At 69.8% G+C, this 15,953-nt stretch carries 16 protein-coding genes; 6 read left to right on the top strand and 10 right to left on the bottom strand.

Going from position 1 to position 15,953, the window contains the following annotated elements; genetic code table 11:
* The first annotated feature begins 172 nt into the window (after positions 1-172).
* Positions 173-1,156, top strand: coding sequence for a hypothetical protein (locus ACIBL3_RS38620; protein WP_396358905.1), 984 nt, complete (start codon positions 173-175; stop codon positions 1,154-1,156).
* A 52-nt stretch (positions 1,157-1,208) separates the two neighbouring features.
* Here ACIBL3_RS38620 and ACIBL3_RS38615 read toward each other — a convergent pair whose 3' ends face one another.
* A complete protein-coding gene (locus ACIBL3_RS38615) occupies positions 1,209-1,601 on the bottom strand; it encodes a DUF2237 family protein (protein ID WP_396358904.1) in 393 nt (130 codons plus the stop codon).
* Between the two features lie 37 nt (positions 1,602-1,638).
* Positions 1,639-2,403: a lysophospholipid acyltransferase family protein gene (locus tag ACIBL3_RS38610; protein WP_396358903.1), complete on the bottom strand. Its 765-nt coding sequence runs from the start codon at positions 2,401-2,403 to the stop codon at positions 1,639-1,641.
* 301 nt (positions 2,404-2,704) lie between these two features.
* Here ACIBL3_RS38610 and ACIBL3_RS38605 point away from each other — a divergent pair, with 301 nt between their 5' ends.
* The 3 genes from ACIBL3_RS38605 to ACIBL3_RS38595 all read left to right on the top strand — a co-directional run bounded on the left by ACIBL3_RS38605 (position 2,705) and on the right by ACIBL3_RS38595 (position 5,594).
* A complete protein-coding gene (locus ACIBL3_RS38605; protein WP_396358902.1) occupies positions 2,705-3,487 on the top strand; it encodes an alpha/beta hydrolase in 783 nt (260 codons plus the stop codon).
* Positions 3,480-4,259, top strand: coding sequence for a hypothetical protein (locus ACIBL3_RS38600; RefSeq protein WP_396358901.1), 780 nt, complete (start codon positions 3,480-3,482; stop codon positions 4,257-4,259). The genes ACIBL3_RS38605 and ACIBL3_RS38600 overlap by 8 nt, the downstream gene beginning before the upstream one ends.
* Before the next feature lie 105 nt (positions 4,260-4,364).
* Positions 4,365-5,594, top strand: a complete 1,230-nt coding sequence (locus tag ACIBL3_RS38595; RefSeq protein ID WP_396358900.1) for a TIGR00300 family protein — start codon at positions 4,365-4,367, stop codon at positions 5,592-5,594.
* 21 nt (positions 5,595-5,615) lie between these two features.
* On the opposite strand, the gene ACIBL3_RS38590 is transcribed toward ACIBL3_RS38595, so the two are convergent.
* Positions 5,616-6,176: a hypothetical protein gene (locus tag ACIBL3_RS38590; protein WP_396358899.1), complete on the bottom strand. Its 561-nt coding sequence runs from the start codon at positions 6,174-6,176 to the stop codon at positions 5,616-5,618.
* A 108-nt stretch (positions 6,177-6,284) separates the two neighbouring features.
* Here ACIBL3_RS38590 and ACIBL3_RS38585 point away from each other — a divergent pair, with 108 nt between their 5' ends.
* Entirely contained in the window at positions 6,285-7,034 is a 750-nt protein-coding gene (locus ACIBL3_RS38585) for an enoyl-CoA hydratase-related protein (protein ID WP_396358898.1), read from the top strand.
* 2 nt (positions 7,035-7,036) lie between these two features.
* On the opposite strand, the gene ACIBL3_RS38580 is transcribed toward ACIBL3_RS38585, so the two are convergent.
* Positions 7,037-9,385, bottom strand: coding sequence for a glycosyl hydrolase family 95 catalytic domain-containing protein (locus ACIBL3_RS38580; RefSeq protein ID WP_396358897.1), 2,349 nt, complete (start codon positions 9,383-9,385; stop codon positions 7,037-7,039).
* A 258-nt stretch (positions 9,386-9,643) separates the two neighbouring features.
* Between ACIBL3_RS38580 and ACIBL3_RS38575 the strand changes: the two genes are divergently transcribed.
* On the top strand, positions 9,644-10,387 hold the full coding sequence (locus tag ACIBL3_RS38575) for a phytanoyl-CoA dioxygenase family protein (RefSeq protein ID WP_396358896.1): 744 nt from the start codon (positions 9,644-9,646) through the stop codon (positions 10,385-10,387).
* A 66-nt stretch (positions 10,388-10,453) separates the two neighbouring features.
* Here the strand turns inward: ACIBL3_RS38575 and ACIBL3_RS38570 are convergent, their stop codons facing one another.
* The 6 genes from ACIBL3_RS38570 to ACIBL3_RS38545 form a co-directional block, all read right to left on the bottom strand.
* Positions 10,454-11,149 carry an endonuclease/exonuclease/phosphatase family protein gene (locus ACIBL3_RS38570; protein WP_396358895.1) on the bottom strand — a complete coding sequence of 232 codons (696 nt, stop codon included), beginning with the start codon at positions 11,147-11,149 and terminating at the stop codon, positions 10,454-10,456.
* Positions 11,146-12,285, bottom strand: coding sequence for an ROK family glucokinase (locus tag ACIBL3_RS38565; RefSeq protein ID WP_396358894.1), 1,140 nt, complete (start codon positions 12,283-12,285; stop codon positions 11,146-11,148). Before ACIBL3_RS38565 ends, ACIBL3_RS38570 begins: the two co-directional genes overlap by 4 nt.
* Positions 12,286-12,346: 61 nt before the next feature.
* A complete protein-coding gene (locus tag ACIBL3_RS38560; RefSeq protein ID WP_396358893.1) occupies positions 12,347-13,306 on the bottom strand; it encodes an ROK family glucokinase in 960 nt (319 codons plus the stop codon).
* Positions 13,297-13,680 carry a hypothetical protein gene (locus tag ACIBL3_RS38555; RefSeq protein WP_396358892.1) on the bottom strand — a complete coding sequence of 128 codons (384 nt, stop codon included), beginning with the start codon at positions 13,678-13,680 and terminating at the stop codon, positions 13,297-13,299. The genes ACIBL3_RS38560 and ACIBL3_RS38555 overlap by 10 nt, the downstream gene beginning before the upstream one ends.
* The gene (locus ACIBL3_RS38550; protein WP_396358891.1) at positions 13,677-14,993 is read right to left on the bottom strand and encodes an ArsA family ATPase; all 1,317 of its coding nucleotides are present in this window, start codon (positions 14,991-14,993) and stop codon (positions 13,677-13,679) included. Before ACIBL3_RS38550 ends, ACIBL3_RS38555 begins: the two co-directional genes overlap by 4 nt.
* 4 nt (positions 14,994-14,997) lie before the next feature.
* Positions 14,998-15,888, bottom strand: coding sequence for an SRPBCC family protein (locus ACIBL3_RS38545; RefSeq protein WP_396358889.1), 891 nt, complete (start codon positions 15,886-15,888; stop codon positions 14,998-15,000).
* Positions 15,889-15,953 lie beyond the last annotated feature (65 nt).

The following is a 15,953-nucleotide window of genomic DNA, read 5'->3' as shown; positions in this document are numbered from 1 at the left end:
CTCTAGGCCAGCCGTCTCCAAGCCCGCGTGCCCGTCTCACGCCCTCCCGCAAACCGCTCCATGGAGGGAAATGCCCGCCTACAGCGACAAAATCCTCCAGGATTCAGCAGGGCCTTCCACAGGCGCGCAAATGGTCGCCAGGGAGGGGGTGAGTGGGGGGCATGTTGTCGGCGTGGAGGGACTACGAGAGCCAGAAGACGCGCGGGCAGGTCGATTCGTCGAGCTGCGCGGCCGCCAGCAAGGTGCGTTCAGCCGGGCCCAGGCGGTGGCGAACGGGATCGACGACTGCATGCTCGCGCGGCGATGCCGGAATCGACAGATCCAGCGGATCCACCAAGGCGTGTACGCCGACTTCACCGGGCCGCTGCCCTGGGCGACGCGCGTGTGGGCCGCTTGGCTGGCTTGTGGCCCCTACGCCGCTTTGACCGGCGACACCGCCTTGCGCTGGCACGGGCTGAGCGGCGATTGGGACGATGAGTCGATCCACCTCGCGGTGCCACTGGGCCGCAGGATGGAGCGTCGGCCCGGCATCCGGATCACCCGCCACCAGAACTTCGACGCCTTCGTGATGAACGGACGTGAGCCGCGCCTGGTCCGGCTGGAGGTGGCGCTGCTGACGGCGGCCTCCCGCCGCGTTGCCCCGGATCGACGGGCGGCACTGGTTCTCGACGCCTGCAGGCAGCGCCGGACACCACCAGACCGGTTGCTGGCCGAGCTGAGCCGGCTGCCGCGACTCCGTGGCCGGAACCTGCTGCAGCAGATCATCCAGGATGCCGCCGCCGGCGTGCAGTCGCTCCTCGAGCACACCTATCTGACCCGCGTCGAGCGTGCGCATGGGCTGCCCGACGCCGCGCGGCAAGTCCGCGCGACGCGCGGGACGGCGGTGAACTATCGCGATGTCGACTACCTGGCGTATGACTTGATCGTCGAGCTCGACGGTCGCGCCGGTCATGCGGACGCCGCCTCAAGCTGGCGCGACATGCACCGCGACGACGTCGCCACACTGCAAGGCAAGACGACACTGCGCTTCGGCTATCAGCTGGTCACCGACCCGTGCACCGCCGCTTCGCAGATCGGCGCGGCGCTCGCCCTCCGCGGCTGGCCTGGCCCCCTCACCCCCTGCTCCCCCACCTGCCCCATTCCTGGAGGGTTTTAACCAACTCCTTGGAGGTTTTCTGGCGCTATACCAGCAAAACCCTCCACAAACCTCAGGTGAGGGCGCTGAGATCCGGAGGTACGTCGACGGCGTGCTCTCGTAGGACCTCCAGGGGGATGGTGTCGAGTGACCGGGCGTGCGTTGACGCCAGTACGACGGGAGCCGCAACGCCGTCGTGGTACGCCTGCAGCCAGCGGACCGCGACCACGCACCAGCGATCGCCCGGCTTCAGACCGGGGAACCGCAGCTCGGGACGCGGAGTCACCAGGTCGTTCCCGACCGACACCTGCTGGGCGAGGAACTCCGCCGTCATCACCGCGCAGACCGTGTGGCTGCCGAGATCCTCCGGTCCGCTCGTGCAGCAGCCGTCGCGGTAGAAACCGGTGACCGGGTCCGTACCGCACTCCTCCAGCGGCTCGCCGAGCACGTTCAGGTCGCTGTCCATGCCGACCATCCTCACCCGCGCCGCGGGGAATGCGGCGTCAACTGGCCTTGGTGTCGCCGAGCCGGACGTGCTCGTCGACCGACTCGCCGGCCTTGATCAGCTCTTTGGCCTTGTCGGCGTAGATGTCGACGTACTCCTGGCCGGACAGGTCCATCAGCGCGTACATGATCTCGTCGGTGACCGAGCGCAGCACGAACCGGTCCCGCTCCATGCCCTCGTAGCGGGAGAAGTCCAGCGGCTTGCCGAACGCGACGCCGGGGCGGACGAGTCGCGGGATCCGGCGGCCCTTCTCCCGGTAGAACCAGTTCGGCCAGACCTTGCCGGGAGGCTGCAGCTTCTCGGTGTCGATCATCGCCACCGGGATCACCGGCACTCCGGCGACGATCGCCATCCGGGCGACGCCGGTCTTGCCCTTGTAAAGCCGGCCGTCGGGTGAGCGGGTGCCCTCGGGGTAGATCCCGAACAGGTCACCCTTCTTCAGGATCTCCAGGCCGGTGTTCAGCGCGGCCAGCGAGGCACGGCCGCCGGAGCGGTCGATCGGGATCTGGCCGACCGACCGGAAGAAGGTCGCGACCAGCTTGCCCTTGAGGCCCGGCGCGGTGAAGTACTCCGACTTCGCCGGGAAGACGATCTGCCGGGGCACCGCGACGGGCAGGAAGATCGAGTCGCAGAAGGCGAGGTGGTTGCTGACCAGCAGCGCCGGCCCGGTGGCCGGGATGTGCTCGAGCCCGGTGACCTTGGGGTGGAAGAACAGCTTCACCAGCGGCGCCACTATGAACCGTCTGAGGAACAGATACAGCATTCGCCTCGACCTCCGTCACTCGCCCGACACGCCTACCACCGACCATCCTCGGCCCGTACCTCGTCCGGCACCAGTGTCCGCCGGTGGCGACGGTCACGACAGCTCCGGCGTCCACCGTCGGTGCAGGACATTACGTTCCAGCTTCCTCCTCAGGCAATGTCACCGCCAGGAATGCCCGTGTTGCTCACCGTGTTGTCACCTGGATGCAGACTGGATGCAGCCCAGATGCGACGATTGGCCTGCGGTGGGTGTGCTACGTGCCAGACCGCCTGTGAGGACCGTGACCGGCGAGGAGTCGACAGTGCCAGTGCAACCCCATGCCGAGGAGTTCCGCAGCCCGGGATCCGGGCCGAACGCGGCCGTCGGGGTGCTGCTCAGCCATGGCTTCACCGGCTCGCCGAGGTCGATGCGCCCGTTCGCCGAGCACCTCGCCGCAGAGGGGTACGGCGTCGCCGTACCGCGGCTGCCCGGACACGGGACGAGCTGGCAGGAAATGAACAAGACCGGCTGGCCCGACTGGTACGCCGTACTGGACAACGAGCTGGAGCGGTTGCGTAAGGAGCACGACGAGGTGTTCCTGGTCGGGCAGTCGATGGGCGGGTGCCTGGTGCTGCGGTTGGCCGAGCAGCACGGGACCGATGTTTCCGGTCTGGTCCTGATCAACCCTTCGGTGCAGACCGACGACAAGCGGCTGGTGCTGCTGCCGGTGCTTTCCCGCCTGGTCCCGTCGTTCCCGGGGGTCGCGAACGACATCAAGAAGCCGGGTGTCGACGAGGGCGCGTACGACCGGATGCCGCTGCGGGCGCTGCACTCGCTGTCCCAGTTGTGGCAGCTGACCCGGGACGATCTGGCGAAAGTCACACAGCCGGTGCTGATGTTCCGCAGTACTGTCGATCACGTGGTGGAACCGAGCTCGGGGCGCACGGTACTGGCCTCGATCTCGTCCCGCGACGTGACCGAGACCCTGCTCGAGGACAGCTATCACGTGGCAACTCTGGACAACGACGCACCGCGGATCTTCGCGGACTCCGCAGCCTTCATCCGGCGCCTGAGCGCGGTCGGAGAGCAGGTCGCCGATGCGTGACAACGGCCTCACCGCCACCGACTACACCTCCCTGGGCAGCATCGACCCCCTGGTCGCCGACCCGGTCCTGACCGCGCTGGCCGAAGCCGGCATCGCCGCATACTGCGCCACGCCGGGTGAGTCCCGTACGACGGAGGCAGCCGACGCCGAGGTCCGTACGGCGGAACCGGCGGACGGCGGCGGTGAGACAGAGAAACCCGAAGCGCCCGCGAAGGCCGAGGAGCCGGCTCGGGTGCCGGTCGGGTTCGAGGAGATCTTCGTCGACTCCGAGGCGGTGGAGCGGGCCCGGCCGGTGATCGCGCGGAGTACCGAGGATGCGGAGTGGGAGTCGCTGGTCGAGCAGTTCAACGCGCCGTCGGCGCCGGGGCACGACGGTGGCGAGACGCCGGTGCCGCGGTGGCCGGCCAGTGAGGACGTCGACGACAAGTACGAGCCGCTGATCGACGTACCGGAAGGACTGGACGCCGCCGACGAGAAGGACGACGAGGAGGAAGAGGCAAAGCCGGCCCGGAAGTCGGACGACCCGCACGACCACTACGTCCCGCCGGAGCCGCCGCGCGGCCCGCGGCTGGACTGGATCAGCCGGCTCGCCTGGCTCGGCCTGATCGGCGGCCCGCTGCTGCTGATCGCCGCGGCCGTGCTGGACTTCGGCACCGGCCGGATCACCACGATCGCGGTGGTCGGCTTCATCGCCGGCTTCCTGACCCTGGTGATCCGGATGAAGGACCGCCTTCCCCCGGACGACACCGGCGACGACGGCGCGGTGGTCTGACGCCCCTCGCCGTACCGCAGTCCGAGCCGGGTGAAGCATTTGTCACATCGGCGCGCTAGAGTGCGGATCGTCGGACAATCCGACGAATGCTGAGGGAGGTAACCCGTGCAGGTCACCGAGACCGTCGAGATCACCGGCCACCTGATGGACTCCGGGCTGCTGTCCCGGGTCCTGGACGACATCCGCGGGTACGGCGGCGAATACACGCTGGACCGGTTCGACCTCGGCTACGACAAGGACGACCCGTCCACCGTCCGGATGACGGTCGGCGCGGAGGACGAGGAGTCCCTGCAGCGGCTGCTGATGCGGATCCAGACCAAGGGCGCGAACCTGGTCGACCCCGGCACCCCGGAGATCACCGAGGTGACCCAGGACGGGGTGTTCCCGGACGGGTTCTACTCCACCACCAACCTGCCGACCAGTGTCCGGCTCGGCGGCCACTGGGTCGCCGTACAGAACCCGGAGATGGACTGCGGGCTCCTGGTCGAGGGCGAGACCGTGCGGACCATCCCGATGTCCGACGTGAAGGCCGGGATGCACATCATCACCAGCGCCCAGGGCGTCAAGGTGATCCCGCCGATCGCGGTGAACACCGAGGAGGGGTTCGGCTTCATGGAGTCGGATGTGTCCAGCGAGAAGCCGCAGCGGGTGCTGGTCAAGCAGGTCGCGGACGGTATGCGCGAGGCGAAGGCGAACGGCCAGAAGGTGCTCTGGGTCGGTGGCCCGGGGATCGTCCACACCGGCGCCGCGCCGGCCATGGTGGCGCTGGTCGAGGCGGGCTTCGTCGACATCCTGTTCGCCGGGAACGCGCTGGCCACCCACGACATCGAGTCGTCCCTCTACGGTACGTCGCTCGGCGTCGACCTGGCCCGTGGTCGCGGTGTCGAGCACGGCCACGAGCACCACATCCGGGCGATCAACACGATCCGCAAGGCGGGCTCGATCGCGGCTGCGGTGGAGCAGGGCGTGCTCACCTCCGGCGTCATGCACGCGCTGGTGAAGATGAACAAGACGTTCGTGCTGGTCGGGTCGGTGCGCGACGACGGGCCGCTGCCGGACGTCTACACCGACGTACTCGAGGGCCAGCGGGCGATGCGGGCCGAACTGCCCGGGGTCGGGTACTGCCTGATGGCCGCGACCATGCTGCACTCGGTTGCCACCGGCAACATCTTGCCGGCCTCCATCCCGCTGACCTGCGTCGACATCAACCCGGCCACCGTGACCAAGCTGGCCGACCGCGGTTCGTCGCAGGCCCGCGGCATCGTCACCGACGTCGGCCTGTTCGTCGAGCACCTCGCCCGTGAACTGTCCCCGTCGTACGCTGACGGGAAGTAGGCCCGGGCAAGGATGCCGGGCTCAGAAGCTGCGTCCCGTGCCCTGCGAGCGGCCGGCTGACCGCGGTCCCCAGGTCTTCGCAGCATCCTCGGCCCGCACCGGCTGATCGGCGCGGCCGTCAACCGCCGGCCCCCTCGGATCGCGCGACAGCTCTCCGCCGAGGTGCCGCCCGTGCTCGACGGTGTGTGCCAGCCGCTCGCTGAACTCGATGACGGAGTTGATCTCGTCGTCGACGCCGAACCGTCCCAGGGTCTGACTTCCCCGGGCGGTGTGGTCGTGCCGAACGACGACCGCGGACGCGTAGGTCTCCTCCGGGTTGATGTAGGCGGACTCTTTGGTCGGCGTCACCAGCAGGTTCTGGTACGGCGTGGACGAACTGCGGCCGACGACGTGTAGGTATCCGTCGTCGTACTTCTTGTCCTCGTAGAACCCGTCCCCGCCGCCGTACCGGGAGCCGTAGTCGTCGGCCCGGCCCGCTCCGCTTTCGCAGGTGGCTCGCACGGCGTCGATCAGCTCCTTGCCGGTGATCGGCCGATCGAACGTGACGGTCTTCATGGCAACCGACTCACTCAGGTCGATCACGGCTCTCCTTCGTCAGTGTGGTCGAGCAGACGATCGTAGTGGCCGGGGCGGTCCATCCGGGCGGTTCGGGTCACAGCGCTCGCCGATCCGACAAGGCAGGATGTCCACATGACGGAACTTGTGCACCTGGCTGTGGCCGACGGGGTGGCGACGATCACCCTGGACTCGCCGCAGAACAAGAACGCGCTCTCGCAGCAGCTCAGCGGCGAACTGCTCGCGCGGCTGGAGACGGCGGGCGCCGATGACGCGGTCCGGGTGATCGTGATCCGGTCGGCGCTGGACGTGTTCTGCTCGGGCGCCGACCTGTCCGAGGCGACCACGGTCGGGATGGGCGTCGGCGCCCAGCGGATGGTGGACGTCCAGCGGGCGGTCGTCGCCAATCCCAAGCCGGTGGTCGCCCGGGTCGCCGGGCCGGTCCGGGCCGGCGGGATCGGGATCGTCGCCGCGGCCGACATCAGTGTCGCGGCGTCCGACTCGACCTTCGCGCTCACCGAGGTTCGCCTGGGTCTCGCGGCCGCTACCATCTCGCTGACCGTGATTCCGCGGCTGACCGACCGCGCCGCGTCGTACGCGTTCCTCACCGGGAACGGGTTCGACGGGCTGGAGGCCGCGCGGCTCGGGCTGGTCACGCTGACCGTTCCCGAGGCCGAGCTGGACTCCGCGGTCGGCACGGTCGTCGAGTCCCTGCTGAAGGGCGTGCCGCAGGGCCTGCGGGAGACCAAGAAGCTGCTCAACCGTGAGCTGCTCGCCGACATCGATGCCCGTGGCAAAGACCTCGCCGAGCTCTCGGCCGGCCTGTTCGGCTCCCCGGCCGCTCAGGAGGCGATGCTCGCCTTCCTGAACCGCCGGAAAGGCTAGTCTCAACCGCCGGAAGAGCTGAGCTCCAGTCTGTGTACGGCGCCGGCCGTCAGGGTGACCGGGATGCGTTGGTCGCCGTACCGGATGATGCGTTGCTGGTCCCGGTTCGTGGTGAGGACCGCGTCCACGCCGGACGGTGACCAGGCCAGGTCGACGGTCACTCCCCCGCGCGCCCGCAGCCCGCTCACGCGGCCGGTCGCCCACTCGGCCGGTACGGCGGGCAGCAGCTCGAGCTCACCGGTGTGGCTCTGCAGGAGCATCTCGGCGATCCCGGCCGTCGCGCCGAAGTTCCCGTCGATCTGGAACGGCGGGTGCGCGCAGAACAGGTTCGGGTAGACGCCGGCTCCGGCGCCGACGTAGTCCGTGCCGGTGTCGTGGGCAGGCGTCAGGAACGCCCGGACCAGCCGGTGCGCGCCGGCCGCGTCGCGGAGCCGGGCCCGGAGGTTGATCTTCCAGGCCAGCGACCAACCGGTGGCCTGGTCGCCGCGCAGGTCGAGGGTCCGCGCCGCCGCGGCTGCGAGGGCGGGCGTGCCGTCGGGGGTGATCGAGTCGCCGGGATGTAGGCCGATCAGGTGCGACATGTGCCGGTGGTGCGGGTCCTCTTCGGGCAGGTCGGCGGCCCACTCCTGCAGTTGCCCTTGGCCACCGATCGGCGGCTCCGGGATCCGCTTGCGGGCGGCGGCGAACTGCTCGACCAGCGGGTCGGACAGCTCGAGCGCCTCGGCCGTGAGCTCGCAGCGGTGGAACACGTCCGAGATGAGCGCGAGGTCCATCGTCGACGAGACGGTGACCGAGGCGGACGCGCCGTCGGCGAGGTACGTGTTCTCCGGTGAGGTCGACGGCGAGGTGCCCAGGCTGCCGTCGGGCAGCTCGACCAGCCAGTCCAGGCAGAACTCCGCGGCACCACGCAGGATCGGCCAGGCCCGCTCCAGGAACTCCAGGTCACCGCCGAACGCATAGTGGTCCCACAGATGCCGCACCAGCCAGGCACCGGCCATGGGCCAGTTTGACCAGCTCGGCCTGCCCGCAACCGGAATCGTCCAGCACCAGGCGTCCACGTTGTGGTGTGCGACCCAGCCACCGCAGCCGTAGCGCTCCTGCGCCGTATGGCGTCCTGCCTCGGCGAGGTGGCCGAGGAAGTCGAGCAGTGGCTCGTGGCACTCGGGCAGGCTCGTGGTCTCGGCCGGCCAGTAGTTCATCTCGGTGTTGATGTTGACCGTGTAGTTCGAGCTCCACGGCGGCTGCAGGATGTCGTTCCAGATCCCCTGCAGGTTGGTCGGCAGGCCGCCGGGTCGCGAGGAGGCGATCATCAGGTAGCGGCCGTAGTTGAAGATCAGCGCCGCCAGCGCGGGATCGTCGCCGTGCTGGGACAACCGCACGTCGGTCGGCAGCTCCTCCAAGTCCGCAGGACCGGTCAGGTCGAGCGACGCGCGGCGGAACAGTCCCTGGTGATCCTGGGTGTGCTCGGCGACCAGTTCGTCGTACTCGCGGCCGAGTGCAGCGTGCACCTTCTCGTCGGCGGCTGCCCAGCACTCCTCCGCCGTCCGGGTCGGCGCAACTGACGGGCCGTCGTACCCGGTTGCCGTGGACAGGATCAGCGTGAGCTCCGTGGCCTGGCTGACGGTCAGGGCGGTGTCGGTTGCCGTCACGGCACCGTCTGACCGGGCGCGGAGGGCGATGGCCGCTGCCATGCCGCGGTCTGCGCCGTCCGAGTAGCGGACCGGGTCGGTCGCGTCGCCATGCGGTGGCGCGACGTTGGCCGGCGCCTGAAGCAGCAAGCCGACCGCCCCGGCGACCACCTGCGGCCGCGAACGCAGCTGCGAGGTCAGCCGCCCAGTCAGCGTCACCGGCTGCGATGCGGTCAGCCGCAGCACGAGCACTCCGGCCGGCGCGCTCACGAACACGTCCTGCTGGACCTCGACCCCGCCGACCGCGTACGACGCCGTCGCGGTCGCCGTGTCCAGATCAAGCGTCCGCCGGTACTGCGTCGCGTCGTCGGCCGTCGGCGTGGAGTCGCCGATCCGGAGGTCGAGCAGCAGATCACCGAGAGGCATGTAGGCCTGCGAGTGCCCAGCCTGGAACCCAAGCGCCAACTCGTGAGCCTGCTCGATGTCCCCGGCAGCGAGCGCCGCCCGCACCTCGTCGACCGCCTCGGCCCCGGTGGTGCCCAGCGGCGTCGACAGCAACCGGGCCGTCTCCGGACTGCCCGACCAGCAGGTCTCGTCGTTGAGTGCGATCCGATCCGCCCCGACAGCGCCGAAGCACATCGCCCCGATCCGCCCGTTCCCGAGCGGCAACGCCTCCACCCACTCCCCTGCCGGCCGGTCGTAGTACAGCCGCTGCGCCCTCACACTGCCTCCACCCACAGATCCTATGAATCCCCGGAATCCTAGCCTCTCGTCACCCGCCCGCGGGAGCCACCAACCGCACCCCACCCTCCTCACGTCGGCCCTGATGTTGGCGGGTTTCGGCACATGCAGAGCAAAAGGCTCCAGGTTCCACCCGAAAAACCTCCAGGAGCCCGCGAACCGGGTCTGCCGAGGCGAATCATCCGATGTCTGACGCCATAATGGATTGCGCTCCCCGGACCGGGTTGATCCACTGACCGCATGTCGACGATCACCGACGAGCAGCGGGAGCACTTCCGGGACCAGGGGTACGTCGTTGTGCCCGGCGTAGTGACCGACACGCAATTCGCGGCCGCTCGCCGTACGGTCGCGACGATGCTCGAACAGCAGCCCCCCACCGACGTCGGCGTGCACTTCTTGTGGCCGCGGCTCAAGGACGCGCCTGCTTTGCTCGACGTCTACCGCGAGGCTGGGATCAGCGACCTCGCGGGGCAGCTGATCCGGTCGGACCTCGTGATCGACGAGCCCGAGCAGGCGCAGGTCGCGACGACGATCCCGCCATGGCCGCATCGACCGGGCGGGCCCCATGTCGACGGCCTGACTCCGATGGCGGCGGACGGTGTACCCGGGACGTTCACGATGCTGGCCGGGCTCTGGCTCACCGATCACGAACAGCCTGATCGCGGCAACCTCTACGTCTGGCCCGGTTCACACCTCGGCCTCGGCGCCTACCTCGCGGAGCGCGGCGCCGACGCCCTCACCCGGGTCGACGAGATGAACGACGGCCCCTACCCCGAGATCGACCTCGACTCCCCCGTCCAGGTCTCCGGCCCGGCAGGCAGCATCCTGTTCGCTCACTACCTCCTGGGCCACAACATGGGCGGCCACTCCGGCGCGGCAGGCGACGAGCGCCGCGAGACCGTCTACTACCGCCTCCACACCAGCGGCCACCGCGACCGCTGGCGTGAAGTGGTAACCAATCCGTTGCTCGAGTTCAGACGCTGACGCCGCGCGGGTTGCCCGCGAGCTGGTGGGTTGGCCGCTCGGATTCCTGCTGGGCAACCCATCTGCTCAAGGGGCAACCGCGGTGAGCTCGATCAGGAGGGGAAGGTGGTCGGAGGCGGCGGCCAGGTCTTCCGGGGTGGCTGGGGTGGGGAGGATGCGGCCGGAGAGGTCGGGCGAGAGGTGGGCGCCGTCGATGCGTTTGTACGGGTTGGAGGAACTGAAGGTGGGGCCGGCATCGGCGCCGAGGTCGGTGAGGCCTTCTTCGGCCAGGCGCTTCCAGACCGGGCCGTCGGGTTCCTCGTTGAGGTCACCGACCAGGAGGTACGGCGTACCGAAGGAACGGCAACCGCGAAGCACCTGCTCGAGCTCGTGCTGGCGGCCGCGGAAGTGCAGGCCGAGGTGGCAGACGACGAGAGCCAACTCGGTGGTTCCGAGGATGACGCGGCCGCCGACCGCGCCACCGGGGAGCTGGGTCGCGATCAGCCGGAGCCGACGGCGGACGAACGGGCGCCAGATCCGCCAGTGCAGCGGCTCCGCCAGTTCGGTGCCGTCGGCAACGAGGACGGCGTTGCGTGCGGACGCGGCGACGTACGTCATCCCGAAGCTCGCCGCCATCGCCCGCCGTTTGCGTCGCGTACCCCACCAGGTCGGTGCTTCCTGGACGAGCATCACGTCCGGCGCGCACGCCCGCACCACCCGAGCCAACGCCTCCCGGTCATCACCCCACCGATGCACGTTGTACGACAGCACCCGCAGGGTCATAAGTCGTCGTGGTCGCCGTTGAGGTCGGCGTGGTGGATCTGGTCGGGTGCCGTGCGCATCCCGGTACGGCGGTTGGCCGACTTGCGGGCCGCTCGCTCGAGACGGGTGGTGCGGTTACGGGCTGCCGCAGTCTTGGCGGTGACCGCGGTCGTCTTGACCCGGACGCGACGCAACCAGGTCGCCTCCTCGCGGGCGAGGTCAGCGGCACCGACCAGACCGGCCTCCGGGCCGAGGACGGCGCGCACGATCCGCGCCTCCGGCCGGAACCCGCGACCGGTGAGGGTCCGCTTGAACGCCTCCCGGGCCGGCGCCAGCAAGAGCTCGCCGGCGTCCGAGACGCCGCCGCCGATCACGAACGTGCCCGGATCCAGCGCCGCGGCCAGGTTGGCCAGGCCGATCCCGAGCCAGCGGCCGACGTCCTCGAGCAGCTCGACCGCGACCGGGTCGCCGTCCTTGGCCAGCTCGGTCACCATCGGCCCGTTGATCTTGCGCGGATCGCCGTCTGCCCGGCGCAGCAGGTTGTGCGCGACCGGCGAACCGGACAGCGCCAGCTCCCGCGCCTCCCGGGTCAGCGCGTTGCCGGACGCGTACTGCTCCCAGCAGCCGCGGTTTCCGCACTCGCAGCGGTGTCCGCCCGGCACGACCTGCATGTGCCCGAACTCGCCCGCGATGCCGAACTTCCCGCGCTGCAGTGAACCGTCATTGAGGATCGCGCCACCGATGCCGGTGCCGAGCGTCACGCAGACCAGATGGCTCTCGCCCTGGCCGCCGCCGAACCGCCACTCCGACCAGGCCGCGGCGTTCGCGTCGTTCTCGACCACGACCGGCACCCCGAGCCGGCGCTCGACCGCGTCCCGCAGCGGCTCGTGCCGCCAGGCCAGGTGCGGCGCGAACAGCACCGACGACCGGGTCCCGTCCACGAATCCGGCCGCGCCGATGCCGACCGCGATCACGTCGTGCCGGGACTCCAGGTCGCGGACGATCTCCGCGATCGCGTCCTCGGTCTCCTTCGGGTCCTTCGTCGGGGTGTCCCGGCGCAACCGGTCCAGGATGTTGCCCTCCGGGTCGACCACGCCGGCGGCGACCTTGGTGCCACCGATGTCGATCCCGATCGTCAATGCCTGCGTCAGAGCCACCGCACGACCCTCCTCGCCGTACCCCCGACCCCCGCCGGACTACATCCAGTATCCACGGTCGTCAGGTCGCTGAGATCGGGCGGCGAGCCAGGTCGGCGGCGCCGATCAGGCCGGCGTCGTTGCCGAGCTCGGCCAGGCCGAAGGCCGGGTGTTGCCGGTTGGACCGGGCCGGCAGGTTCTTCTCGAACGCCACCTGCGCCTGCTTCAGCAGCAGGTCCTTGGCCGCGCTCACCCCGCCGCCGATCACGACCACGCTCGGGTCGAACAGCGTCACGATGCTCGCCAGGCCCTCGCCGAGCCAGTGGCCGAGGTCGTCCAGCAGCTCGACCGCGCACGGGTCACCCGCCGCAGCCGCCTCGGTGATCATCGGACCGGTCAGCTCCGCCGGGTCCGTGATCCCGCAGACACTCAGCATCTGCGCGGCCGCGAGCGAGCCCGACTCCGCCCGGGCCCGGCCTTCGCGCACCAGCGCCCGGCCCGACGCGTACTGCTCCCAGCACCCACGGGCGCCGCACCCACACCGATGCCCGCCCGGTACGACGCGCATGTGCCCGAGCTCGGCCGCGACACCGTGCTCACCACGCAGCAGCTCGCCGTCGATCACCACGCCGCCACCGATCCCGGTGCCGACGGTGATGCAGACCATGTGCTCGACGTCCTTCGCCGCGCCGAAGGCGAACTCGCCCCAGGCGGCGGCGTTGGCGTCGTTCTCGACCACTACCGGGATCTTCAGCTGCTTCGAGAGCCGGGCGCCGAGTGGCTCATCGCGCCAGGCCAGGTTCGGCGCGAACAGCACCGTCGAGCGGTCCGACGAGACGAACCCGGCGGCGCCGATGCCGACCGCCTCGACGTCGTTCCCGGCGATCAGTTCGGCGGCCGCGTCGCAGATCGCGGCGGCGGTCTCGTCGACCGAGGTGGCCGGGGTGTCACGCTGCGTCCGCGCGCCGATCGAGCCGTCGTCGTCGACGACGCCGGCTGCGATCTTGGTCCCGCCGACGTCGATGCCGATGGTCAATCCCATGGTTCGGGGTCCTCACTCACGTCGATCCGGTCCACCCGGGACCGGCTCGGCTCATCGTCCTGCTGTGAGGATCGCGACGCTGCGTCCTCCCGCGCCTGCCGGGCAGTCTCAGCGGCTGCCTCGAGCAACGACCGCACCGACCCGAGCACGTGCGCAGCCGCCGTCGACAGTTGCTCGATGGTCTCTGGGCTGGTGGTACGCACCTTGTGGATCAGCTGGCACACCGGGCACCACTGACAGTCGGGTCCCAGCTTGTGCTCATGCTGCTCGTTCACAGGCGCTTCCGCCGTACCCGTTATGTCGGCCGCGTTCTGCAGTACGGCGAACAGCTTGGCCGCCTCCTCGGCGACGGAACCGATCGGATCCTTGGTCAACGGCCTTCTCCGATCGCGGCCTCGCGTTCGCGGCGCTGGGCGTGGTACTCGGCCGTCAGGCCCTGTGCCAGCTCCTGCGCCGACTCCAACGGGCCGGCCCCACTCGGTACGTCGGAAGACACCGAGCGAGCCAGCTCCCGCGGCGCGAACCGCACCTGCAGCCGACCGTCGTCCAGCCGGGCACCCGCGACCACTCCACGCGCCAACGCGGCCGGCAGCGGCAGCACGCGCCGGTAGGACCCGACCGTGATTATCAGCTCGTCGCCGTGCCGCGCCAGCTCCAGCTCACTCGCGGATGCCAGCGGCAACGGCATCGTCAACGTGTACGTGCGGCCGTCGGTGTCGATGTGCCGGTCCACCCACAGCGAGGTCTCGTCCGTCGCGCGGGCGAACGGGTCGTCCCCGCCGTACATCTCGACGGCGAACGCAGCCAGCTCCTCCACACCCACCGGCTCACAGACCCGGTACGGCGACTCCCAGATCGGCAGCGGCCGGAACGAGTCGGAGACCTCTTCAAGGATCCCGCGCTGCGCGGCGACCCACTGCCGCCGCCAGCTGTCCGCACCGGCGGCCGGGAAAACGCGGTTCGCCACCACACCGTCCACCCGGTAGCCGTACAGCGACAGCCGGGTCAGCGATCGCCGGGCCTCGGCCACGACCACGGCCTCCGGCGTCAGCACCAGGCGCACGGACGCGTCCGGCCCGGCCAGCAGCGTCTTGATGTCCGAGAGGTCGCTCTGCAGCCGCCGCAGCGCGTCGAAGACGGTGTCGTCGGGCATCGGCAGCGCCGACCCGCGGCTGAGGAACGGCCGGAAGGTCCGCATCACCTTGCGCTCGGCGTTGAAGATGCGGTCCATGTACCAGTTCAGCGCCTCGGGCAACGCGAGCAGCCGCAGCGTCTCCGCGGTCGGCGCGCAGTCGACCACGATCACGTCCCAGCGGCCGGACCGGACGTGGTCGCGCACCTCGAGCAGCGCGAGCACCTCCTCGGCGCCGGGCAGCACGGTGAGTTCCTCGGCCTCGATCGGGTCCACCCCGACCATGTGCAGCACCGACCGCAGGTACGACTGGATGTCACCCCAGGATCGTTCGAACCGGCGCTGCGCGTCGATCTGCTGGACGAACAGCAGGTCGTCGATCTCGGTCGGCTCACCACCGACCTCGGAGTCGAAGGCGTCCGACAGCGAGTGCGCGGCATCGGTCGACAGCACCAGCGTGCGCAGCCCGCGCAACGCGGCGAGCGTGGCCGTGCCCGCGGCGGAGGTCGTCTTGCCGACGCCGCCCTTACCTGTGTACAGCAGTACCCGAGTCACTGGATCAGGACTCGACGCGCTTCTTCAGGCCCTTCAGGGCCGTGTCGATGATGACCTTCTCCGCCTTCCGCTTGAGCATCCCGATCATCGGGATCGCCACGTCCACGGCCAGCCGGTAGGTCACTTCGGTCCCCTCCGCGCCCAGGTCGCGCAACACGTAGGCGCCGTCCATGCCCTTCACCATCTTGGCCTGCACCAGCGTCCAGGTCACCTCGTTGCGGGACCAGGTGTAGTCCAGGGTGTACTCGTCGGAGATCGCCCCGGCGTCCACCTTGAACCGCACCTGCTTCGGCCGGCCCGCCTCGTCGGTCGACAGCACCTCGGTCTCCCGCATCGAGTCGGCCCACTCCGGGTACGCCGCGAAGTCCGCGATCACCGTCATGATCTCTTTCGGAGTCGCGTTCACCACGATGGTCGAGGTGGTCTGTTCCGCCATCGATTCACCTCTTAGCTGCCGGGACGTGTGGAGCGGGGTCGACTGCGGGTCGGTTCCCTCCCCGGAGACTATCGCGGGATCGGACCCGGTACGGCGCTCGCCCGCGGCGCGGCCCGCCTCGACTTCGTCCTTGAACCGCCACAGCCGCTCCCGGTACTGCGCGACGTACCGCTCCCGCAGCTTGGTCAGGGCCCGGCCGCGGAGCGGTTTCGCCGGATCGACGCGCAGATACCAATGCACCACGACCCCGTCGCGGACCTGCTCCAGCCACCACTCCGCCGTACCGGTCGCCGCTCCGGTCACGGACCAGCGGACACCCTCCAGACCGCGCCGCTCGGACGGCGTCAAGGTCAGGTCCGGCCACCACTCGCGCCAGAGGGTGTCCGAACCGAGCCGCTCGGCGACGTAGGCTGGATCAGCAACGATCAGGTCGTCGCAACTGATGTCGAGCGTGGGCATTGCTGAGGGGCACCTGTTCCTTGAGTCACATGAACCTGGCTACTTATGGGTAGGTGACTGTAGCG

This window comes from Kribbella sp. NPDC050124 (genome assembly GCF_044460355.1).
Lineage (GTDB): Bacteria > Actinomycetota > Actinomycetes > Propionibacteriales > Kribbellaceae > Kribbella.
This window is presented reverse-complemented; position numbering and strand designations above follow the sequence as displayed.

Excerpts from the sequence above, each read along its gene's own strand:
- ACIBL3_RS38600 (WP_396358901.1), top strand. The coding sequence starts at position 3,480 with ATGCGTGACAACGGCCTCACCGCCACCGACTACACCTCCCTGGGCAGC.
- ACIBL3_RS38585 (WP_396358898.1), top strand. The coding sequence starts at position 6,285 with ATGACGGAACTTGTGCACCTGGCTGTGGCCGACGGGGTGGCGACGATC.
- ACIBL3_RS38570 (WP_396358895.1), bottom strand. The coding sequence starts at position 11,149 with ATGACCCTGCGGGTGCTGTCGTACAACGTGCATCGGTGGGGTGATGAC.
- ACIBL3_RS38610 (WP_396358903.1), bottom strand. The coding sequence starts at position 2,403 with ATGCTGTATCTGTTCCTCAGACGGTTCATAGTGGCGCCGCTGGTGAAG.
- ACIBL3_RS38560 (WP_396358893.1), bottom strand. The coding sequence starts at position 13,306 with ATGGGATTGACCATCGGCATCGACGTCGGCGGGACCAAGATCGCAGCC.
- ACIBL3_RS38545 (WP_396358889.1), bottom strand. The coding sequence starts at position 15,888 with ATGCCCACGCTCGACATCAGTTGCGACGACCTGATCGTTGCTGATCCA.
- ACIBL3_RS38615 (WP_396358904.1), bottom strand. The coding sequence starts at position 1,601 with ATGGACAGCGACCTGAACGTGCTCGGCGAGCCGCTGGAGGAGTGCGGT.
- ACIBL3_RS38575 (WP_396358896.1), top strand. The coding sequence starts at position 9,644 with ATGTCGACGATCACCGACGAGCAGCGGGAGCACTTCCGGGACCAGGGG.